The 21094-nt window shown below is 41.0% G+C and carries 19 protein-coding genes and 2 tRNA genes; 8 read left to right on the forward strand and 13 right to left on the reverse strand.

From position 1 onward, the window contains the following. Window positions 1–2 precede the first annotated feature (2 nt). Genes rplW through rpsJ form a run of 4 tightly spaced genes read right to left on the reverse strand, consistent with a single transcriptional unit; the run spans window position 3 to window position 1899 of the window. The gene (gene rplW, locus CWC14_RS07560) at window positions 3–305 is read right to left on the reverse strand and encodes a 50S ribosomal protein L23 (protein WP_006791359.1); all 303 of its coding nucleotides are present in this window, start codon (window positions 303–305) and stop codon (window positions 3–5) included. Next, a complete protein-coding gene (rplD, locus tag CWC14_RS07565) occupies window positions 302–907 on the reverse strand; it encodes a 50S ribosomal protein L4 (RefSeq protein WP_008108340.1) in 606 nt (201 codons plus the stop codon). The genes rplW and rplD overlap by 4 nt, the downstream gene beginning before the upstream one ends. A gap of 17 nt (window positions 908–924) precedes the next feature. Then, window positions 925–1560 carry a 50S ribosomal protein L3 gene (gene rplC, locus CWC14_RS07570; protein WP_008108338.1) on the reverse strand — a complete coding sequence of 212 codons (636 nt, stop codon included), beginning with the start codon at window positions 1558–1560 and terminating at the stop codon, window positions 925–927. A gap of 27 nt (window positions 1561–1587) precedes the next feature. Further along, on the reverse strand, window positions 1588–1899 hold the full coding sequence (rpsJ, locus tag CWC14_RS07575; RefSeq protein WP_002957900.1) for a 30S ribosomal protein S10: 312 nt from the start codon (window positions 1897–1899) through the stop codon (window positions 1588–1590). A gap of 427 nt (window positions 1900–2326) precedes the next feature. Here rpsJ and plsB point away from each other — a divergent pair, with 427 nt between their 5' ends. Then, window positions 2327–4765: a glycerol-3-phosphate 1-O-acyltransferase PlsB gene (gene plsB, locus CWC14_RS07580; RefSeq protein WP_138562161.1), complete on the forward strand. Its 2439-nt coding sequence runs from the start codon at window positions 2327–2329 to the stop codon at window positions 4763–4765. Window positions 4766–4817: 52 nt separating this feature from the next. Here the strand turns inward: plsB and tesB are convergent, their stop codons facing one another. Then, the gene (gene tesB / locus CWC14_RS07585; protein ID WP_013463778.1) at window positions 4818–5675 is read right to left on the reverse strand and encodes an acyl-CoA thioesterase II; all 858 of its coding nucleotides are present in this window, start codon (window positions 5673–5675) and stop codon (window positions 4818–4820) included. Window positions 5676–5758: 83 nt separating this feature from the next. Here tesB and CWC14_RS07590 point away from each other — a divergent pair, with 83 nt between their 5' ends. Together CWC14_RS07590 and CWC14_RS07595 are read left to right on the forward strand one after the other, a co-directional pair. Continuing rightward, a complete protein-coding gene (locus CWC14_RS07590; RefSeq protein WP_138562163.1) occupies window positions 5759–6214 on the forward strand; it encodes an EVE domain-containing protein in 456 nt (151 codons plus the stop codon). Between the two features lie 126 nt (window positions 6215–6340). Further along, the gene (locus CWC14_RS07595; RefSeq protein ID WP_076922857.1) at window positions 6341–7372 is read left to right on the forward strand and encodes a cytosolic protein; all 1032 of its coding nucleotides are present in this window, start codon (window positions 6341–6343) and stop codon (window positions 7370–7372) included. 21 nt (window positions 7373–7393) lie between these two features. Here the strand turns inward: CWC14_RS07595 and CWC14_RS07600 are convergent, their stop codons facing one another. After that, complete coding sequence (locus tag CWC14_RS07600; protein WP_013463775.1) at window positions 7394–7585, reverse strand: hypothetical protein; 192 nt, start codon at window positions 7583–7585, stop codon at window positions 7394–7396. Next, entirely contained in the window at window positions 7585–8652 is a 1068-nt protein-coding gene (locus tag CWC14_RS07605; RefSeq protein WP_013463774.1) for a potassium channel family protein, read from the reverse strand. Before CWC14_RS07605 ends, CWC14_RS07600 begins: the two co-directional genes overlap by 1 nt. 165 nt (window positions 8653–8817) lie before the next feature. Between CWC14_RS07605 and CWC14_RS07610 the strand changes: the two genes are divergently transcribed. Further along, complete coding sequence (locus tag CWC14_RS07610; protein ID WP_138562165.1) at window positions 8818–9765, forward strand: chemotaxis protein CheV; 948 nt, start codon at window positions 8818–8820, stop codon at window positions 9763–9765. A 169-nt stretch (window positions 9766–9934) separates the two neighbouring features. Continuing rightward, entirely contained in the window at window positions 9935–11245 is a 1311-nt protein-coding gene (locus tag CWC14_RS07615) for a short-chain fatty acid transporter (RefSeq protein ID WP_138562167.1), read from the forward strand. A 39-nt stretch (window positions 11246–11284) separates the two neighbouring features. On the opposite strand, the gene CWC14_RS07620 is transcribed toward CWC14_RS07615, so the two are convergent. After that, window positions 11285–12301 (reverse strand): metalloprotease, encoded by a 1017-nt coding sequence (locus CWC14_RS07620; protein WP_138562169.1) that lies wholly within the window; start codon window positions 12299–12301, stop codon window positions 11285–11287. 183 nt (window positions 12302–12484) lie between these two features. Here CWC14_RS07620 and CWC14_RS07625 point away from each other — a divergent pair, with 183 nt between their 5' ends. Beyond that, complete coding sequence (locus CWC14_RS07625; protein ID WP_138562171.1) at window positions 12485–13699, forward strand: EAL domain-containing response regulator; 1215 nt, start codon at window positions 12485–12487, stop codon at window positions 13697–13699. Here CWC14_RS07625 and CWC14_RS07630 read toward each other — a convergent pair. Then, window positions 13696–14763: a hemolysin family protein gene (locus CWC14_RS07630; RefSeq protein WP_138562173.1), complete on the reverse strand. Its 1068-nt coding sequence runs from the start codon at window positions 14761–14763 to the stop codon at window positions 13696–13698. The genes CWC14_RS07625 and CWC14_RS07630 overlap by 4 nt on opposite strands. Before the next feature lie 84 nt (window positions 14764–14847). On the opposite strand from CWC14_RS07630, the gene CWC14_RS07635 reads away from it, so the two are divergent. Continuing rightward, entirely contained in the window at window positions 14848–17340 is a 2493-nt protein-coding gene (locus CWC14_RS07635; RefSeq protein WP_138562175.1) for an alpha/beta hydrolase family protein, read from the forward strand. A gap of 164 nt (window positions 17341–17504) precedes the next feature. Continuing rightward, window positions 17505–18209, forward strand: coding sequence for a response regulator transcription factor (locus CWC14_RS07640; RefSeq protein WP_013463763.1), 705 nt, complete (start codon window positions 17505–17507; stop codon window positions 18207–18209). On the opposite strand, the gene CWC14_RS07645 is transcribed toward CWC14_RS07640, so the two are convergent. From CWC14_RS07645 to CWC14_RS07660, 4 genes are all read right to left on the reverse strand, one after another. Next, window positions 18206–19717 carry a YifB family Mg chelatase-like AAA ATPase gene (locus tag CWC14_RS07645; RefSeq protein ID WP_036980878.1) on the reverse strand — a complete coding sequence of 504 codons (1512 nt, stop codon included), beginning with the start codon at window positions 19715–19717 and terminating at the stop codon, window positions 18206–18208. The two genes, CWC14_RS07640 and CWC14_RS07645, sit on opposite strands and share 4 nt — an antisense overlap. Before the next feature lie 34 nt (window positions 19718–19751). Then, window positions 19752–20366 carry a trimeric intracellular cation channel family protein gene (locus tag CWC14_RS07650; protein WP_024601286.1) on the reverse strand — a complete coding sequence of 205 codons (615 nt, stop codon included), beginning with the start codon at window positions 20364–20366 and terminating at the stop codon, window positions 19752–19754. Window positions 20367–20858: 492 nt separating this feature from the next. Beyond that, window positions 20859–20935: transfer RNA gene (locus CWC14_RS07655), tRNA-Met, on the reverse strand. Window positions 20936–21002: 67 nt separating this feature from the next. Continuing rightward, a tRNA-Met gene (locus CWC14_RS07660) sits at window positions 21003–21079 on the reverse strand. Between the last annotated feature and the right edge of the window lie 15 nt (window positions 21080–21094).

Consider the following 21094-nt stretch of genomic DNA (forward strand, 5'->3'; position numbering starts at 1 on the left):
TATTACTCGGCGCCGCCGACAAAGTCCAGCTCGCTACCTTCTTTAAGAGTAACGTAAGCTTTCTTCCAGTCGCTACGACGACCGAAACGCATGCCAGTACGTTTTGTTTTACCCTTAACGTTAAGTGTGCGAACACCAGTTACTTCTACTTCAAAAAGCTTCTCAACTGCCGCTTTAATTTCAGCTTTAGTTGCATCATTTACTACTTTGAAAACAATTGTGTTGTTTTCTTCAGCAGCAATTGTGCTTTTTTCAGAGATGTGTGGAGCAAGGATCACTTTTAAAAGACGTTCTTCACGGATCATGCTAGCGCCTCCTCAAGTTGCTTAACAGCAGCTGCTGTAATTAGTACCTTATCGAAAGCAATTAAGCTTACAGGATCGATACCAGCTACATCACGTGTGTCAACCTTGTACAGGTTACGTGCCGATAAGAAAAGATTTTCATCTACTTCTTCAGTCACGATAAGAACATCTTTAAGCTCAAGTTCTTTAAGCTTAGCAACTAGTTCTTTAGTTTTTGGTGCTTCAAGACCAAAACTTTCAACAACGATTAAACGCTCTTGACGAACTAATTCAGATAAGATGCTTTTGATCGCACCGCGGTACATTTTACGGTTTACTTTTTGGCTGTGGTCTTGTGGTTTAGCTGCGAAGCTAACGCCACCTGAACGCCAAATTGGACTACGGATTGTACCAGCACGTGCACGGCCAGTACCTTTTTGAGCCCATGGTTTTTTACCACCACCGCTTACTTCAGAACGTGTCTTCTGAGCACGAGTACCTTGACGAGCACCTGCTGCGTATGCAACAACTACTTGGTGTACTAATGCTTCGTTAAACTCACGTCCAAAAGTAGCTTCAGAAACTTCAAGAGCGCCAGAAGCGTCTTTAATTGCTAATTCCATCACTAAATCTCCAGGACTTATGCTTTAACAGCTGGTTTAACGATAACGTCACCGCCGATAGCGCCAGGTACTGCACCTTTAACTAAAAGCAGGTTACGCTCAGCGTCAACGCGAACTAGTTCAAGGTTCTGAGTTGTTACTTGCTCATTACCCATTTGACCGGCCATTTTCTTACCTTTAAACACCTTACCAGGTGATTGGTTTTGACCGATTGAACCAGGAGCACGGTGAGATAGAGAGTTACCATGTGTAGCGTCTTGCATGCTGAAATTCCAGCGCTTAACACCACCTTGGAAACCTTTACCTTTAGAAGTACCGGTTACGTCAACTTTGTTGATTTCGTTGAATAATTCAACAGTAAGCTCAGCGCCTACTTCAAAATCGCCTTCACCACCATTTAGGCGGAATTCCCACAGACCGCGACCCGCTTCAACACCAGCTTTAGCGAAGTGACCCGCTGTTGCTTTGTTTACACGGCTTGCTTTTTTAGTGCCTGCGGTTACTTGAAGCGCGTTATAACCGTCTGTTGCGTCAGATTTGATCTGAGCAATGCGGTTAGGAGTCGCTTCAATAACTGTCACAGGGATAGATACACCATCTTCAGTGAAGATACGTGTCATACCCACTTTACGACCGACTAGACCTAATGCCATTTTCCTAAAACCTCTCTAATCTTCCGATTAACCCAGGCTGATTTGAACATCAACACCAGCAGCAAGGTCTAAACGCATAAGTGCGTCTACAGTCTTGTCAGTTGGTTCTACGATGTCGATCAGACGTTTATGGGTGCGGATCTCGTACTGATCACGCGCGTCTTTGTTAACGTGCGGTGATGTAAGTACAGTAAAACGTTCAAAGCGTGTAGGTAGTGGAATTGGACCACGTACTTGTGCGCCAGTGCGTTTCGCAGTTTCCACGATTTCCGCCGTTGATTGGTCAATCAAACGGTGGTCAAAAGCTTTTAGGCGAATACGAATGCGTTGATTTGACATTCTTAAACCTCAATATAAAGAGCATTTAAAGAGCATAAAAAAACGACCGAAACAATCTTAATAATTAAGATGCCGGTTGTTTGATTATATCTACGTTGAGTTCCAAATCGGAACTCCTGTTTATTAGCTTGAAATCCAAGCTTAATTTATTCTTTCTTGTTCCCGAGGGAATTTTGAAAGCCTGCGTATTATAATGATACTGGTGATAAATGCAACAACTATTTAGACATTATTACTTTGTTATTGTCGTTTAAAAAATAGCTAAGTTTATTAATAGTGAACGCAATAGAGGTGATGATGTCTTTATAATGTCATAGCTTGTCGATTAATCTGCAGGGGATTTTTTAGATATTATGTTATCCTATGCGCTAATTTTGCTGTTATATACCCATATTGGTTTGGGTAACTACTCTCTTATGGTGAGTCAATGCGTATTTTAAATTATGGTTTAAATCTTATCTCTGGTGGTATTAGCCGCTTGTTTGTTAAAAGCAAAGTACTGCCTGAAAAACCTTTAGAGCAATTTGAGTTAAACCCTAAAAACCCGACCTTTTATATAGTGCGTTTAAACTCACGCTTTGATTTAGCGGCACTGGCACGTGTTTGTAAACGAAATGGTTTACCAGACCCAACAGAGCAGCAAGTATTAGGTGACGAGGCGTTAGATCGATTTATCGGCATTAAAAACCCTCCCCCGCTATTTGGTGATAAAGAAAAACCTACTAATGCATTAGCGCAAGGCAAACACATTGTTGAGCATTTATTAAATAGTGGCCAAAAAAATGTCCAGGTTGTGCCTGTGACTATTTTATGGGGCAGAGCGCCGGGTAAAGAAAAGCCAGGATTAAGCACTTTACTTTCGCACTCACTTACGCCCAGCTGGTTTAGAAAAATCTTTGTGGTACTTTTTTCAGGAAGAGATAACTTTATTCGATTTAGCCAGCCACTCGACCTATCTTTATTGGTTAATGAAAAAGCCGACGTTAATGAATTGCCTCATAAGCTGTTGCGTGTAGCTCGAGTTCACTTTAAGCGTCAAAAGCTGGCTGCTACAGGGCCTAAAATACCATCTCGTGATCAGTTATTTAGCTCACTGCTGGCATCACCAACAATAAAAAAAGCAATTCAAACCGAGGCCACTGAAAAAAACATCAGCCAGGCCCAAGCGCGACAAAACGCCTTGAAGTTGCTGGATGAAATTGCCGCTAATTATAGTGATGCCACCATCCGCGTTGCGGATCGTATATTAACGTGGCTTTGGAATAAGCTTTATAATGGCATTGATATAAAGTACACCGAGCAAATTCATGACCTAACCAATAAAGGCCATGAAATAATCTACATGCCTTGTCATCGAAGTCATATGGATTACTTACTGCTAACCTACTCTATTTATCATCAAGGCCTTGTACCACCGCATATTGCAGCTGGGATCAACCTCAACTTTTTCCCTGCAGGTGGCATATTCCGCCGCAGTGGTGCATTTTTTATTCGTCGCTCATTTGCTGGTAACAAACTCTATTCAGCGGTATTTAAAGAGTACTTGAGCCAGTTATTTATAAAAGGTTATTCGGTTAAGTTTTATACCGAAGGTGGCCGCAGCAGAACGGGACGTTTACTACCCCCTAAAACCGGCATGCTCGCAATGACAATGCAAGCCATGTTACGCGGTATAGACAGACCTATATCTATTGTGCCGGTATATATTGGTTACGAGCACGTCATGGAAATCAATACCTATTTAAAAGAGCTGGCTGGGAACGATAAAAAAGGCGAGTCGATATTAGGTATTTTTAAAGCGATTAAAAATTTAAAAAACTATGGTCGTGGTTATTTAAACTTTGGCGACCCTATTTCTATCAATCAGTATTTAAATGATAACCAGCCTGACTGGCGTGAATCAATTCATGCAACCGATGTGCAAAAACCACAATGGTTAGGGCCGCAGGTGGCTAATCTTGCTGATCAGGTTATGGTTAAAATTAACAATGCCGCCGCACTTAACTCAGTTAACTTACTGGCGATGATACTGCTGGTAAACGATAAGCAGGCATTGAGTAAGCCAAAGCTGTTAGCTCAGCTTGAGTTTTACTTACGATTGCAACGTGAAGCCAGCTATAGCAGTAAAATAACCGCACCAGATGAAACACCAGAGCAGCTACTTGAACATGCCTTAAAGCTTAATAAGTTTGATGTGATCAGTGATGAGTTTGGCGAAATAATTGCGATAAACGATAAAGAAAAAACCTTATTCAACTATTACCGTAATAACATTTTACATATTTTTGCGGTGCCTAGTTTAGTGGCGCTGCATTTATTTAAGCAGCATCAAAGTACCGTTACTCGCTGCCATCAATTGGTAAAATCTTTTTATCCATTGTTTGCTAAAGAGTGGTACTTGCAAGAGTTAGATGAGAGCTACGTTACTCGTATTTTAACTAACTTTAGCGATCAAGGCTTAATTGAGCTTGATGGTGATAACATTAAAGTGACTCAAAATAACGATAGCTTTGCCAAACTCGAAATGCTCGGTCGTGCATTAAGCTTTACTCTGCAACGTTATGCGATTGTGATTGGCTTTATTCAAACCAGCCAAGGGATTGAAAAAGCAGAGCTTGAACGTGAAAGCTATGTGCTGGCGCAGCGCTTGGGTACGTTACATGGCATTAAAACGCCGGAGTTTTTTGATAAGAAGGTACTCAGTAGCTTTATTTCAAACCTACACGAACAAAAGCTGATTAGTGAATCAGACAGTGGCTTACAAGGCAGCTCAGCGTTGTGCGAGACTTACAAGCAACTACAAACGCTATTACCGGCACGCATTTGGCAGTCAATAACAGATATTGTGCACGCTCAATGCAAGTAAAATAAAGCCATACCCACTATATTGAAGGTATTCAATATAGTGGGTATTAGGATTAGCGCTGGCGCATTACCCCTTCTTGAATAGTAGAGGCTACCAAGTTTCCTTGGCGGTCAAAAAACTGCCCACGTACCAGCCCTCTTCCTGAGCTCGCGCTTGGGCTATCAATAGTATACAAAATCCAATCATCCATTCTAAACGGACGATGAAACCACATAGCATGGTCAATCGTCGCCACTTGCATATTCGGCTGCATAAACGATACGCCATGTGGTTGTAATGCGGTTGGTAAAAATTCAAAGTCGGACGCATACGCTAATAAATAGTTATGAATACGTTGATCGTCAGGCATATCGCCATTGGCTTTAAACCAAATATGTTTTACTGGTTCAATGGCTTCTGGTTTAAAGGGGTTATGAAAATTCACTGGGCGCATTTCAATCGGCATTTCACGAATAAATTTATTACGGATTGCTTCAGGAATATGCTGTGCATTTTCTTGATAAAACTCTAATGAAGAACGTAGCTCTTCAGGAGCTGGAACATCAGGCATGGTTGCTTGATGCGATAACCCTTGTTCATCACCTTGAAACGACGCCGTCATGTAAAAAATAGGCTTACCGTACTGAATCGCGCTAACACGACGCGTACTAAAACTTTTACCATCGCGAATCGTTTCAACGTCATACACTATCGGCTTTGCAGCGTCGCCTGGACGTAAAAAATAAGAATGTAAGGAATGAACAATACGCCCCGCAGGCAGTGTTTCTTTAGCTGCTGAAAGCGCTTGCCCCATAACTTGACCGCCAAACACCGCTCTAAAACCTAAATCTTGGCTTTGTCCTCGATATAAACCTTGTTCAATTTCTTCAAGTGACAACAACGATAATAAATCATCTAATACTTGGCTCATTATTTCTTCCTCAATCCCCTAATTCATAAATGATACTATACAATAGTTAAAAAATACTAACTCACTGATTGAGGAAATTTAATATGGCATTTTGGCTTTTTAAAACCGAACCCGACGCCTTTTCAATTGATGACTTAAAGCAAGCGCCAGAGCAAACAACGCTATGGGAAGGTGTACGCAACTACCAAGCGCGTAATTTTATTCGCGATGACGTTAAACAAGGTGATTTAGTGATGATTTATCATTCTAGCTGCAAGCAAGTTGGCGTTGCAGGACTTGGTGTGGTAACTAAGGCTGCTTACCCTGACCCTACTCAATTTGATTTAAGTAGCGATTATTATGATGCCAAAGCAACCGTTGAGACCCCCCGTTGGTTTGTGGTGGAAGTAACCTACCACTCTCATCTCAGTAGCATAGTGAGCTTGCAAGCAATTAAGGCAAATGAGTCAGTGACAGACATTGCTCTTAAAAAAGGGGGACGTTTATCGGTCATGCCAGTGACCGAAAATGACTGGAATGAAATTTTGAACATGGCTTAATAGTCGCAAAGGTAACATACATTTTGCCATTAAAAAGGCACTCCACCAGCGCAGCATAGCTTGGCTCAATTTCTCTTATGCCCTCATATTTGCTATGATCTGCGGCTTGTGCGCACTGGAGGAAAAATGAAATTACTATACTGGTTAGATGAATGGTTAACTCTCAGCGATGATGAGAGGCAAGCAAAACTACCAACCTCTGGTGGAGATTTACTCGGTGATGTGTATGTAAAATATCACTTTGTTGATCTCAACAAACCCCTACTTTTTACTTTTTCTCCTGCGGGCACCGATATACAAGAACGCGATCTAAATGAAGACTTTGCCCCTTGGGGCTATCATTTAGCGCAAAAGCAAGATGTTAATATTATTGCGTTTCAGCATTTGGGTAAAAGCAATTGGTTTCGTAACCGCAATTTAATCTTTTTTATTGAGCAGCTATCAACTTTACTCTCTCCTTTTAAAACTAAGTTAGGCTATGGGCTCAGTCGTGGCGGCTTTGCTGTGGGTGCATTTGCTAAGTTACTCAAACTCGATAAAGTACTGCTTTTCCATCCTGTTAGCACTAAAAACAAACTTATCGCCCCTTGGGATGACCGCTCAAGTACCGACATTGCCCAGCAATATGACTGGCAAGGTGACTACCATGATTTAGATTTAGGGGATGCACAGGGCTACATTATTTACGACCCAACCAATCGCATTGACCGCCAACATGCTAAACGCTATAAGCAGCTCACTCACTTACGCGTGTTTGGGATGGGGCACGGCACCCATGCCACCTATTTAAATAAGTTTGGGTTTTATAAACAAGTGGCTGTTGATTTTATTGCTAATCAACAAATCGACATTGCACAATTTAGGCTACAAACAAAAACACTGCGTTTAAAAGAGGATTATTATAAAAAACTTAATAAATCCAATGCTAATTCGCCGCATCGTCAAGCGTTATTAAGTACCGCTCACACTATTTTAATCGACGAAAAAGCAGCGCACGTGCAAGAGCACCAAGAAAAAATTGATATTCAACCTTTAATAGACGTAGCCATTAAGCATCAAGATGAAAATCCAAATGATGCCATTAAACTATTAGAAGTGGCTCAACAGCTAGCGCCAGACGACCCGCTGGTTGAGCATAAGCTGAGACAATTAGAATAAGTAACAAAAGGTACTCATTCTTTACTTTTTCTTGGCGTGCCCTTGCTTGGGCACAATCGAAAAGTAAAGAATCAGCGCTATCCACGAAAAGAAGATAGCGCCTACTAGCCAGCCATTTTTTTCATGGCCTTGGCTACGCTTACTGTTAAGAATTATCATAATAGGGAAAATGTAAGCACATAAAACGATAATTAAAAACGCAATTTCAGTCATTATTTTTCCAAGCTAGGCCAGTCAACTTCATTACTCAATACTCGCTCTTGCGCAATGTAATGCAAAATATCTCCGGCGTTTACTGCATAATCTAAAGGCGGATTTAAATCCATATTTTTTGCACTTAAATTATGAGCCACACCTAACAATATTGCATCATGATCGTACTTAAAGTGATGAAATAATTTACCAAACTCCATAGTTTTTACATTACTAGGGATTTGTAAACTAAACTGCGTATCACCATGCAAGGTTGATAATAATTCCTCTTGAACTCGACTTGAACCTGGGTCTTGCATTGAGCGCACCAAAATCTCTGCTGACTTAGTGCTACTACACTCTACATTGTGGCAATGCTCTAATAACATTTCCACTTTCGTTTCATCAAAAAAGTGTGCACTTATGTGACAATCTTCTTTGACTAAACGGCTAATACGCAATGCAGTGGTAAATGTTTGGTCGTCATCTTGGCCATCAATAATCACTTTATCGGCGTGGCGAATGGCAACGCGTTCTAATTCATCCAAATCGGTGAAACTGGTTAGGCGAGCAAAATCAACATTCTCATTACTTAAAAACGGATGCTCTATTTGTTCAGTAACCGCTAATAAAATACGGCGATCTGTCCGCTTAGTATCAGCCAAAATGTAGTCGATCATTTTTTTGGTACGAGCATTATGCCAACCAAAAATAATAATATGATTGCTACTGTGAGCAAAGTTTTTATCACCAGTCATAGCGCGCCTAATTAAGTAAGTTACTGTTTGTCCTGTTTTACCTAACAAGACACCAAATAAAGCCAAACCAAAGGGTATTTGTATTAATGCGACAATCCATCGACCTAAGTCAGTTGATGGACTTAAATCCCCATACCCTACCGTTGAAGTGGTTACCGTGTAGTAGTAAAAAAAGGTCCCTGGCGAAAGCAGTGCCTGCTCATTTGCCACTAACAATAAGCACCAAGTAAGCAGCATATGTAAGGATGTTGCTATTACAACAGACTGCCAACTTACCTGATCAATATGGCTGCGCAACAGCACAACAATACGTTTAAAAATATGATGCATAATTTTTTGTTAATCGATTGATTATTTAAATCATTTAGTAACACGATACTGCACATGATAACACTTAAGCAACGTTTTACTGTAATCGAAATATTCACGGTTCGTTATGAATAAAAATAAGAGTAAACTATAGTTATTAAGTTATGAGGAAAGAATGGATCTATTATGTCAGGTGTTTTAGCGTCAGTTGATCAACGTACTCAGCTTGTAGGTGAGAATCGTTTAGAATTGCTACTTTTTTATTTACATAGTCGCCATTTATTCGCACTCAATGTATTTAAAATTAAAGAAGTGGTAAAGCTTCCCCGTTTAAGCAAAATACCGCATTCTCACCCTAAGGTAACCGGTGTAGCCAACATACGCGGTGAATCTATCCCAGTGATTGACCTTCGCCAAGCCATTTCTATGGCTAAAAAAGAATATGGTGAAGATTGTAACCTGGTCATAACTGAATATAACCGTACCACCCAAGGTTTTTTAATTGGTAAAGTTGATCAAATCATGAACATGACCTGGTCTGATATTATGCCACCACCCAGCTCAGTGGGTAAAAATCATTACATTACTGCACTTACTAAAGTACAGCGCGACGACGTGGAGCACTTGGTAGAAATTATAGATGTAGAAAAAGTACTGGCTGAAATAGTTGAGTACGAGGTTAATATTTCAGATGGGGTGTTAGACCAAACTATAGTTAACGAATTCTCTGGGCGAAAAATACTACATGCTGATGACTCGCCAACAGCACGCAAGCAAGTTAGCGATACGCTATCGCAGCTTGGTATCGAAATCGTTCCTGCCAGTAATGGCTTGGAAGCACTCAATATGCTTAAAAGTTGGGCCGATGAAGGCCGCGATGTTGAAAAAGAATTACTTATGGTGATTACTGATGCCGAAATGCCTTCAATGGATGGTTATCGATTAACCTATGAAATACGTAACGACAACCGCTTAAAAAACTTACATGTGGTACTTAATACCTCACTAAGTGGCAGCTTTAACCAAGCCATGGTGGAAAAGGTCGGCTGTGATGCATTTTTATCAAAATTTCAGCCTGACTTACTGGTGCAAGAAGTACAAAATCGTTTAAAACATGTGTTAGGCAACGCTTAATTATAAAACTAGCAAATATCTGCCAGGGTAAATATTTGCTAGTAACATTCTCCTCATCAGCAACCTTTAAAAAATCTCCCTTACTGAGTGGTTATTCAAAGCGGTGTTTGCTAATCCTAAGATTTCATGATTAATTAATAAATAAGTTTTCACTAACTCGTTATTAATTATGCTTAATAAAGTTGCCAGTCCATTTACCAAGCTCGTCGAGCGCTACTTACCCGACCCATTTATATTTGTTATTTTGCTCACCATTATTACTTTAGTCATTGCGAATTTAGCGACCCCTGCAACCACACTTGAGGTAATAACATCATGGGGTAGCGGGTTTTGGAACTTACTGAGCTTTGCCATGCAAATGCTGTTGGTATTAGTAACAGGCTACATGCTTGCCAGTACCTCTTTAATAAGTATGTTACTAACAAAATTAGCAACGCTTGCTAATACGGCCCCAAAAGCCATTATTTTAGTGACATTTATTTCGCTTTTAGCAAGCTGGCTAAATTGGGGGTTTGGCTTAGTAATTGGGGCTTTATTTGCTAAAGCGATTGCTAAGCAGACTCGAGTGGATTATCGGCTGTTAGTGGCAAGTGCCTATTCAGGCTTTGTAGTATGGCACGGCGGATTGGCAGGCTCCGTACCACTCACCATTGCCAGCCAAGGGCATTTTTCACAGGCGACTATGGGTATTATTGGCACACAGCAAACCTTATTCGCAGGCTTTAACATTGCGATTCTGATTGGCTTATTTATTATTATGCCGCTGGTTAACCGCTACATGCTACCGAGTGAAAAAGACAGTGTTTATATTGACCCATCACTGCTTAAGAATACTTTGGCCGATAAAGTAACAATAACACGCCCTGCGCAACATTTAGAGCAAAGCAAACTGCTTGGCATGGGCATTGGCTTACTCGGACTTGCCTACTTAGGTTATTACTTTTTTATCGCAGGTGGCGGCTTAAACCTCAATAGTGTAATTGCCCTGTTTTTGTTTATGGCAATCACTCTGCATCAAACACCCCATAATGTGCTTAATAGCTTGCAACAAGCGATTCCGAGTGGCGCGGGAATTGTAATTCAGTTCCCTTTTTATGCTGGCATTATGGCGGTCATGGTAGATACTGGACTGGCGCAACAAATATCACAGGGCTTTATAGCCATAGCGGATGCCGATAGCTTGCCATTTTACAGTTTTATAAGTGCAGGACTCGTTAATATGTTTGTACCCTCAGGTGGCGGACAATGGGCAGTACAAGCGCCTATTGTTATCCCTGCAGCACAAGAGCTTGGTGCAGATATGGCAAGGGTTGCTATGGCTGTAGCATGGGGAGATGCTTGGACTAATCTAATTCAACCCTTTTGGGCATTACCGGTATTAGCCATTGCAGGGTTAAAAGCTAAAGATATTATGGGTTTTTGCGTGGTACAGCTGATTATTACTGGGGTGTTTATATCCTTGATGTTGAGCTTTTATTAATCTAATCGGGCTGTAACTTATATTACAGCCCACGCTTACTTAGCTTGATAAAATCTTCATCGGTAAACTTAATATCGCGTTTTCAGAATCTGCAAAATGCATCATCACTGCTACATGGCCTACAACTACCAGCGCATACATTACTGCTGAAAAGCCTTGTCCATATTTATCTAATGGCAGTAAATGTGAGTAATGCCGGCCGCGCCATTCAAACACAATTTCTAGCGCCCCAACAAACAAAAAGAACACTAATAACATTAAACCAAAGGTGTAACTTAGCCATAAACCAAATAGCACACCTAGTAAGCACACACTTAAACCAACCCAAGAGCGCATTGAAAAGCTAATGCTTTTTAGTACATGCCCGCCATCAAGCGGTAAAATAGGCAGTAAATTGAATAAATTAAGCAGTGCACTAAGCACCGCAACACCTGCAAATATTTCCATTTCCGTAGCGTAATAAAGCACTACACCAAGTACAGAAGTAAACAAACCAAAGGCAGGCCCCATTAGTGATATAATCACATCTTGCCAGCGCGTAGTTATTTTATCGTCGCTAACGGCTAACCCGCCTACAAAAGGAATTAAATAAATGCCTTTGGTTTTAATGCCAAAATACTTCATAGCTCGTACGTGGCCATATTCGTGTACCACCAGGCAAGCAATCAGCATTAACGCAAATTCAATGGTAAACAGCCAAGCATAACCGGCCACCGATGCGCTCGCTAGGGCCACTTTAACCACCTTAGCACTTTTAAATAACTTAAAACCTAGCGCCGCAAGCCCCAAAAAGCCTTTTTTAGATTCGCCTTGCGCCGCCACAGGCAAAGCTAACTGAGTGGCAAACTGATTATCTACAAATAGCGCAATACTCTGTTGGTTAACGTCACTGCTATCAATACCAATTAGCTGCTCATCAAGCATAAACTCAACATAGTTTTCACGTGGATTTTCAAATGCTATCACTTGCTGATCATGAAATATTTTTACAACTTGCTGATCTGCTATCATCAGCGTAAACGGTTGCTCTGCCAGAGAAAGATCGACTTTTATCATTATTCTAACCATTATAAATTATGCCGCTAGTATACCTTTCCACCAAAAAAACACGAGTGAGCTAGCATCATTTTATTAGCGATAATTTAAGGTAAAAATACCTGAAATACTGACAAAAACAATTCAAGCGACTATTTTTAAAACAGAAGGATATAAATTACGACCGTTAAGTTAAGGACAACAATGCACACAAAATTACCAAACATACTCGTTGTCGATGACTCAAAAGCCATTTTGATTGTCATGAAAGCTATTTTTAATGAGCTCGAAATGCCAGAAGTCACTACTTGCTTAAGCGCAGTTACAGCATTAGAGAAAGTAAAGCCTGATATAAACTTTTATGACGCCATATTTACTGATCTGAATATGCCAGAAATGGATGGTATGGAGTTAATTCGTAATTTAGGTGAAATAGGCTATTGCGGTGCGATTGTTATTATTTCTGAAATGGACCCTAAAATAATCAGCCTAGCCGCTGACTTAGCCAAGCAGCACAATGCGCATTTAGTTGGTAACCTTACCAAGCCTGTGCAATTAAATCAGGTAAATACGTTACTTGCCAAAATAGCGCAGTTAAACAGCCATACGCTTGTAAAAGAGCGCCCAATTACTAAAGCTAAGCTTATTAGCGCATTAAAAAATAATGAAATAACACCGTATTACCAACCTAAAATAAATATAAACAATAACCAAATACAAAGTGTTGAAGTGCTGGCTCGCATTGTATCAAGTAAAGACGAACGAGTTATTTTACCAAGCCGTTTTATCAGCCTGGCTGAGCAATGCGATTTAATCAATGACATTACGTTTACGCTATTTGAAAAAGCCTGTGGTGACATCAAGCAACTAAAAGAGCAGCTGGGTACAAATTTGAAATTGTCATTTAACTTATCGCCGTGTCAGTTAGATGATTTAAACAGCCCCAATAAGTTATTACAGCTTCTACAAAAACATGATGTTTTACCTAGTGATGTGGTGCTTGAAATAACCGAGCAGCATGCCCTTTCAAGCTACACTCAACTCGAAACCTTAAATAGATTAAGAATATTCGGCTTTGGTATTTCACTCGATGACTTTGGCACTGGTTTTACTAATATTAACCAACTGAAACAGCTGCCATTTACAGAAGCAAAAATAGATCGCTCTTTTATTAGCCACATAGAAACCGATAAGTTTTCTCAAGTGGTAGTCAGTTCACTAATTAATATGACAACCCAAGAGCAGCTTGAATTAGTGGCCGAAGGGGTTGAGCGCCCCGAAGAGCTGGCCTACCTCAAGCATTATCAAACAAATTTAGCTATACAGGGCTTTTTATTTAGTTGCCCAAAAGCAAAAGCTGAATTTATCTCGTGGGCCCAACACTGGATAAAAACAGCAGCTAAAACAAAAAACAGCTAACGAGATTCATTATCGTCGGCGCTGACGATATGCTCACTATCAGCTAAACGCTGGTGCCAACGCTGCTTTGCTACGGCGCGCATATTGGTTGATTGATCTCGCTCATCCACAATTTCTAAGCCCATTAACGCTTCTATCATATCCTCGAGCGTTACAATTCCTTGCACATCACCGTATTCATCGATCACTAAACAAATATGGGTACGCTTGGTGAGTAATGTTTGTAATAACGACGACACGTTTTGCGTACTCGGTACCGTATAAATAGGCTTAACCAGCTTACTAATTTTGTAGTCTGTACCTAAGCGGTGGTATGCCAACATAATATCGTTTTTATGAACAAACCCTATGATATCGTCAGCGTCTTTGTCATAAATTAGCACTCGAGAGAATGACGACGAACCGTGTTCACTCAAGTATTGATTAACGGTAAGATCTTTATGGATTTTAAAAATGACCGTACGCGGTGTCATTAAATCGGTTAGTTTTGCATGCCTAAAGTGCAGCAAGTTACGAATGATTTCTGATTCATCGGCATGAAGCGCCCCAGACTCACTACCAATGTCGGCCATTGCTTCTATTTCTTGGCGAATATAATAGGCCTCATTATGCTTTTGACCCATCAAATTGGTTAGCTTTTGTGCAGCCCAAACAAAAGGCTTAAGGACTAGTACCAAAATACGTAAACCATAAGTCACACTAGGCGTTAAAGCACGCCAATAATTAGCCCCCAGCGTTTTAGGAATAATTTCAGATAACACCAGTACCAATAAAGTCATAATCGCAGACGCAATCCCCACAGCCGCATCTGAAAACACCACGGCAGCCTGTGCGCCCACGCCCGCAGCACCGGCAGTATGTGCAACAGTATTAAGTGTTAAAATAGCCGCTAATGGCTGATCGATATTACTTTTTAGCTTCTCTAGTTGCTTAGCCAGTACTGGCCGCTCTTTACGAAGCAGCGCAACATAACTAGGTGAAATGCTCAATAGCACCGCTTCCATGACAGAACATAGAAACGAAATCACAATCGCTGTAACCATGTAAACGATTAATAGTGTCACTTTTTTTCCTCTAAATTGGATATATGAGCATCATAACAATACATGCTATATTTGGCCAAATCTCCAATAATAATAGGCATAGTAATGAATTTAAGCGCACCTTGGCATCGTTACGCAAAACGTTTTACTCACTTGGCAGCCCTACTCACATTAAGTAGTTTAAGTTTAACGGCATTAGCTGCCCCACTCGATCAATCAAAAATTCAGTTTATCGGGCCTCTTGCAGAAGACATGCAAGCAAAGCCATTTCAAACACCGCATGGCGACGTGATTATCAATAATCTGCTTGCACAACTTGAATCAAATAAAGAAAGCTTTGTTGTGTTTGGTAAAAAGCATAAGTGGCAACCACTTGATAAAATTAACGCGCTTACTTTAGGCGGTTTACAAGCACTTAAATTTAATATTGAAACTAACCGATTTACTCAAGGCTCCTTAAACATTAAAGGAATAGAGCAAGGCCAGGTTTTTATTAACGGTGAGAAACAAAGTGGTGAAAACCAACGCTATCAGCTTGCTTTAAATAACGGCTCACACACCGTTATTGTCATTGCTCAACAGGTTGCTAATTGGAATGATGTCACCTTAGAGTTTGTGCCAAAAGCAGAAACTGACGCCGTGACCCTAACGACAAATAAGACCAAGCGCTTATCGGCTAAGCAATTGTTTGACGCCCCAACTATTAGCGGCTTGTCTTTGTCACCTGATGCTAAGCATTACTTAAGTACAACAAAGCGTTACAGCGATAAAACAGGCAACGACACCATTACCACAACCGAGCTTAAAAATACTAATAACCAAACGGTATACCGATTTGAAGAAGCGCAGCCTAGCCAATTCACTTGGAGTCCTGATAATCAATTTTTAGTCTATTTACTCAACGGCGAATTAAAGCAGTTAAACCGTAAAACTTTCGCTATAAAAACCTTAGCCTCAGGCCTTGAGGGGGCAAGCAACTTTAGCTATTACAACGATAATAGTATTCTTTTTAGCTGGTCCAAATCACCTGAAGAAACCAATAGCCTCACTAAACATCATAAAGGCTTGCAAGACCGTTGGTCTTACGCCCGTACGGTTAGTCAATTATATTTACTCGATACCCACAGTGGTTTAACCAAAGCCCTGACCGAAGGCGTATTAAGCCATCAACTTGAAGATGCTAACAGCAACCGTGGAAAACTATTAATAAGTCGTCCAGTAATGGCGATGCAAGCTTCAACTCATCCAGAGACTGAGTTGGTTGAACTTACATTAAAATCTAACAGCATAAAATCATTAGGTAAGTTTAAAACCTTTAATCAAGCGAAATATACCGCAAACAATATTTATGTTGTTGCAGGCCCTGATTTTAAAAATGGCGCAGGCAGAGTACTACCGCAAACCATGCTGGCGAATAATTATGATGGCCAGCTGTATTTACTAACCGATAACGCTAAAAAAGTAACGGCGTTAAGTAAACAATTTGACCCTGCGATTGGCACATTGGAAGTACTAAGCAATGGCGATGCGTTAATCAAAGTGACAGAAAAAGACACCCAACCACTGTATTTATATGATCTTAGTAAACAACGCTTTAAAAAGTTAGATACAGGGTTTGATATTGTAGAACAGTTTAGTTTTTCAAATACTCGCAATACCCAGCTACTACTCTCTGGCAGTAATGCTTCAAGCGCCCAACAACTCAAGCGCTTTGACGTAAGCAAAAATAAGGTGGAGTTAATCTGGGATTCAAACCCGATTGCATATGCCAATACCACGATTCCTAAGCTTGAAGAATTTAACTTTACCAATAAGCGTGGCGTAGAAATATCTGGTCGTGTTTACTTGCCAAGTAATATTGATAAAACTAAAAAGCACCCAGCTCTGGTCTATTACTATGGTGGCACCTCACCAGTAACACGCGGGTTTACAGGGCGTTACCCTTTTAATTTATGGGCAGCAAACGGGTATGTGGTTTATGTTGTACAACCAACCGGCGCAACGGGTTTTGGGCAAACTTTTTCAGCGCAACATGTCAATGCGTGGGGCGACTATACCGCCGATGACATTATGCAAGGCACAGAGGCATTTTTAGCTAAATATGATTTTGTAGACAGAAGTAAAGTAGGTAATTTAGGGGCATCTTACGGTGGGTTTATGACGATGCTGCTTGCTACTAAAACCGATATGTTCAGCGCGTCTATTGCTCATGCGGGAATTTCAAACTTAACTTCTTACTGGGGTGAAGGATGGTGGGGATATTTATACTCAGGCGAAGCCTCTAAAAATAGTTTCCCGTGGAATAACTCTGAACTTTATAGTCAACATAGCCCAGTGTTTCATGCCGATAAAGTGACCACGCCATTACTGCTTATTCATGGTGACAGCGATACGAATGTGCCAGTAGGTGAAAGCTTAACTATGTACACCGCGCTAAAACTGCTAAATAAAGATGTTGAAATGATTGAGTACAAAGGAGCCAATCATCAAATATTTGCTCGCGATAAGCGCTTTAATTGGTGGAACACTATGTTGGCTTACTTTGATAAAGAGTTAAAAAATGAACCACAATGGTGGGATTCAATGTACGGCCAATAGTCATTTAAATGCGCACTTAAAATAATTTATATAAAGTGCGCAATACAAAGGTAATTTCATTATTCTTTTTTGTAATATAAAGTTACCGAAAAAATTAAACTCTGTGTTATGCATGTAACGAATAATGCTAACATGCAAGGCTACTATTAAAAAAATAACAGACTATGGCAATTAATGTTTTATTGGTTGAAGATGACGAGCTGCTAGTAAAGCGCATCCAAAATCATTTTATAAATACCGAGTTCTCTATTGACGTTGACGCAACGGGTGCCGATGCTTTAAGCATGGTCAAAAGCCGTGTAAATCAGCGCAGTGCTATTTCCTTGGCAATTATTGATATTGTGCTGCCAAAGCGCAATGGTTTACAACTTGCCAAAGAGTTAAATACGCTCACCGATATTGGTGTTATTTTGTTATCGAGCCGTGACTCACAAGCTGATCGTATTGCTGGTCTTGCTCAAGGTGCCGATGACTATATTTGCAAGCCTGTCGATTTACTCGAGCTTGAGTTGAGAATGCGCGCTTTATACAAACGTATTGCAAACAATCAACACGACGATGACAGTGAAGAGTTTATCGAATACGCTGATTTTAAACTCCATCCAGATAACCGCACACTCATTACAGCCAGTGGGATTGAATCACGGCTCACCGAAGCAGAGCATAAAGTGCTTATTTGTTTAATCGGCAATGCCGGTAAAGCCACTTCACGTGAAAAAATATCAGAAGAAATTGGCCAGCCTGATTGGAGCCCCAACGATCGTACCGTAGACGTGTTAGTGGGTCGTTTACGTAAAAAGCTTAACGATGAGAAAGATCAAAAACGTATCGTCACCGTGCGTGGTAAAGGCTATATGCTGTCTATTTAATATTGGGTTAGCTGCGATAATAAACGCTCAAATGCCCGATAATTAAGCGCTTCTTTAAGCTCATTTAAACTAATTTGTGGCGCGCCTTTTAAATCACTAATGGTACGCGCTACTTTTATCACTCTATGATAAGAGCGCGGTGATAACGCCAGCTTTTCACTGGCTCTAGCTAAAAACTGTAGCTCCGCAGCAGGTAACTCACAGTATAAGCTCATTTCTTTGTTATTTAGCCGCGCATTCACTTTACCTTGGCGCTTTAGTTGTATTGCATAAGCCGCTTCTACTCGCGCTCTCACTTCTGCACTGGTTTCTTCTGCGGTCGTACTTTGTAGCTCCACGCTGCTTAACCTTGGTAGTTCAATTTGCAAATCAATTCTATCGATAAACGGCCCCGATACCCGCGATAAATAACGCATAACTTGATCAGGGGTCGCCCGCTTATCATGATGACACCCTGTCGGGCTGGGATTAAGTGCTGCAATAAGCTGAAACTGTGCCGGAAATTCCATTTGCCTTGCCGCACGCGAAATAGTCACGGTTCCGGTTTCCATTGGTTCTCGTAACGAGTCCAGTACTTTGCGCTCAAATTCAGGAAGCTCATCTAAAAATAATACACCATTGTGCGCTAACGATATTTCACCGGGTTTAGGGTTAGACGAACCGCCTACCAGCGCAACGGCAGAGCAGGTGTGATGCGGATTTCGAAATGGTCGCTGACGCCAATTGGTTAAATCGATTGAGTGGCCAATAATGGAATACAAAGCGGCAGTATCAATAGCTTCATCATCTGACATAGTTGGCATTATTGTAGACATTCGTTGCGCAAGCATTGATTTGCCGGTTCCTGGCGGCCCTAAAAATAGTAGGTTATGTCCACCTGCGGCAGCAATTTCTAGTACTCGTTTAGCACCGGGTTGGCCTTTTACATCACTTAAATCGAGTAAAAAGTCTGGCGCTTGGGTACAGTCAGGGTAGGTAATATTCAATGGTAAAGGTTGTTGGTTGAGTAAGTCTCCCCACACCTCTTGTATAGAGCTTACCGCTTTTCGTTTTACACCGCTGACAAGGCTGGCCAAACTATCGTTTTCAAGAGGAAGAAAACAGCAACGGTTTTGCTCTTTAGCTCCGAGCACTGAGGGTAAAATAGCATTCACTGCACGTATTTCACCATTAAGTGCAAGCTCACCATAAAACTCATACTTATGAATATCAGGGCAGACTATTTGCCCCGATGCGACCAAAATGCCTACCGCAATCGCAAGGTCAAACCGCCCGCCGTCTTTTGGTAAATCGGCAGGTGCTAAATTAACGGTGATACGTTGATCGGGAAATCCAAATTGAGAGTTTTCAAGGGCGCTGCGTACTCTATCCTTGGCCTCTTTAACCGATGCTTCGGGTAAGCCGACAATATGAAATGCAGGTAAACCATTCCCTAAATGCACTTCAACCATAACCTCGGGGGCATTAATTCCTACTTGTGCGCGAGAAAATATACGGGCTAACGACATTCCTTATCCTAGTTAACTGCTGTATTAAACCAGTTTAGTCAGGATATTTAAAAACATGTAATATAATCTTCCATTTAATGGCCGAAAAGCGCAGCAATAAGGTCATTAACATACTCAAGATCATCGCCACTTCCACCGTTAAAGATAGGTTTATAGCTAAGGTATACACAATACCACCAGCAATACAGGTAATAGCATAGAGCTCACCTTTGAGCAGCATAGGAATATCGCGGGCAAGCACATCGCGAATCAACCCACCAAAACAGGGGGTGATCACCGCCATAATAATAACCGTCATATCAGGCATACCGGCCAATTGCGCTTTTTGTGCTCCCATTACCGCAAAAAAGGCTAAACCAAATGCATCGGCTGTTTGTAAAACATAATAAGGAATCGATTTTTGTTTATTGATCAGTCGTGTTGTAACAAGCACTGCGGCTAAAATAGCATAGAAGTAGCTTTGATCGTGTAACCAAAATACGGGTTGATCGAGTATCACATCGCGAACAGTACCGCCACCAATAGCCGTAACGGTTGCAAGCACAACCACACCAAAGCCATCCATTTTCTTTTCATAGGCAACCAAGGTGCCCGATATAGCAAATACCGCTACGCCAATTAAATCAAACCAGTGATAGAGTTCAGTCATAATTTTGATTACAAAAAGTTTTAAAGAGTTTAACGCATAGCATACTAAATATTCAGCAATAACACTTTCAAAAAGTAGAATTAGAAAAGAACAGCAGAAATACGTGTTAAAAATAGCGTGAGGGAATATGAATTTTAGGCATAAAAAAACACGCTTTAGGCGTGTCGATTTAATAAAACATGTTATTTCAGTGGTTGCGGGAGCCAGAGTTTGTAAGGAGCGAACCGACGACCTTTGCGTTCTAATGGAGAGCTGAGTCCGACGCGCTTTTAGACGCACGAATTTCAGGCATAAAAAAACACGCTTTAGGCGTGTCGATTTAATAAAACATGTTATTTCAGTGGTTGCGGGAGCCAGAGTTTGTAAGGAGCGAACCGACGACCTTTGCTGGCTAATGGAGAGCTGAGTCCGACGCGCTTTTAGACGCACTAAATTTTAGGCATAAAAAAACACGCTTTAGGCGTGTCGATTTAATAAAACATGTTATTTCAGTGGTTGCGGGAGCCGGATTTGAACCAACGACCTTCGGGTTATGAGCCCGACGAGCTACCAGACTGCTCCATCCCGCGCCTGAAATTGCAGATTTATTTATAGTTGCTTACATTACAACTTGGCTTCCAATCCTCTAAAGGAAATTGGTTGCGGGAGCCGGATTTGAACCGACGACCTTCGGGTTATGAGCCCGACGAGCTACCAGGCTGCTCCATCCCGCGCCTGTATATTTTAAG

It is taken from the genome of Pseudoalteromonas sp. S3260, assembly GCF_005886925.1.
GTDB lineage: Bacteria > Pseudomonadota > Gammaproteobacteria > Enterobacterales > Alteromonadaceae > Pseudoalteromonas > Pseudoalteromonas tetraodonis.

Bases quoted from the DNA above. Each gene is read 5' to 3' on its own strand.
- CWC14_RS07600 (WP_013463775.1), bottom strand. From the start codon at position 7,585: ATGACTGAAATTGCGTTTTTAATTATCGTTTTATGTGCTTACATTTTC.
- rplW (WP_006791359.1), bottom strand. From the start codon at position 305: ATGATCCGTGAAGAACGTCTTTTAAAAGTGATCCTTGCTCCACACATC.
- CWC14_RS07645 (WP_036980878.1), bottom strand. From the start codon at position 19,717: ATGTCGTTAGCCCGTATATTTTCTCGCGCACAAGTAGGAATTAATGCC.
- CWC14_RS07610 (WP_138562165.1), top strand. From the start codon at position 8,818: ATGTCAGGTGTTTTAGCGTCAGTTGATCAACGTACTCAGCTTGTAGGT.
- tesB (WP_013463778.1), bottom strand. From the start codon at position 5,675: ATGAGCCAAGTATTAGATGATTTATTATCGTTGTTGTCACTTGAAGAA.
- CWC14_RS07625 (WP_138562171.1), top strand. From the start codon at position 12,485: ATGCACACAAAATTACCAAACATACTCGTTGTCGATGACTCAAAAGCC.
- CWC14_RS07615 (WP_138562167.1), top strand. From the start codon at position 9,935: ATGCTTAATAAAGTTGCCAGTCCATTTACCAAGCTCGTCGAGCGCTAC.
- rplC (WP_008108338.1), bottom strand. From the start codon at position 1,560: ATGGCATTAGGTCTAGTCGGTCGTAAAGTGGGTATGACACGTATCTTC.
- CWC14_RS07640 (WP_013463763.1), top strand. From the start codon at position 17,505: ATGGCAATTAATGTTTTATTGGTTGAAGATGACGAGCTGCTAGTAAAG.
- CWC14_RS07650 (WP_024601286.1), bottom strand. From the start codon at position 20,366: ATGACTGAACTCTATCACTGGTTTGATTTAATTGGCGTAGCGGTATTT.
- plsB (WP_138562161.1), top strand. From the start codon at position 2,327: ATGCGTATTTTAAATTATGGTTTAAATCTTATCTCTGGTGGTATTAGC.
- CWC14_RS07635 (WP_138562175.1), top strand. From the start codon at position 14,848: ATGAATTTAAGCGCACCTTGGCATCGTTACGCAAAACGTTTTACTCAC.
- CWC14_RS07620 (WP_138562169.1), bottom strand. From the start codon at position 12,301: ATGATAAAAGTCGATCTTTCTCTGGCAGAGCAACCGTTTACGCTGATG.
- CWC14_RS07605 (WP_013463774.1), bottom strand. From the start codon at position 8,652: ATGCATCATATTTTTAAACGTATTGTTGTGCTGTTGCGCAGCCATATT.
- rpsJ (WP_002957900.1), bottom strand. From the start codon at position 1,899: ATGTCAAATCAACGCATTCGTATTCGCCTAAAAGCTTTTGACCACCGT.
- rplD (WP_008108340.1), bottom strand. From the start codon at position 907: ATGGAATTAGCAATTAAAGACGCTTCTGGCGCTCTTGAAGTTTCTGAA.
- CWC14_RS07595 (WP_076922857.1), top strand. From the start codon at position 6,341: ATGAAATTACTATACTGGTTAGATGAATGGTTAACTCTCAGCGATGAT.
- CWC14_RS07590 (WP_138562163.1), top strand. From the start codon at position 5,759: ATGGCATTTTGGCTTTTTAAAACCGAACCCGACGCCTTTTCAATTGAT.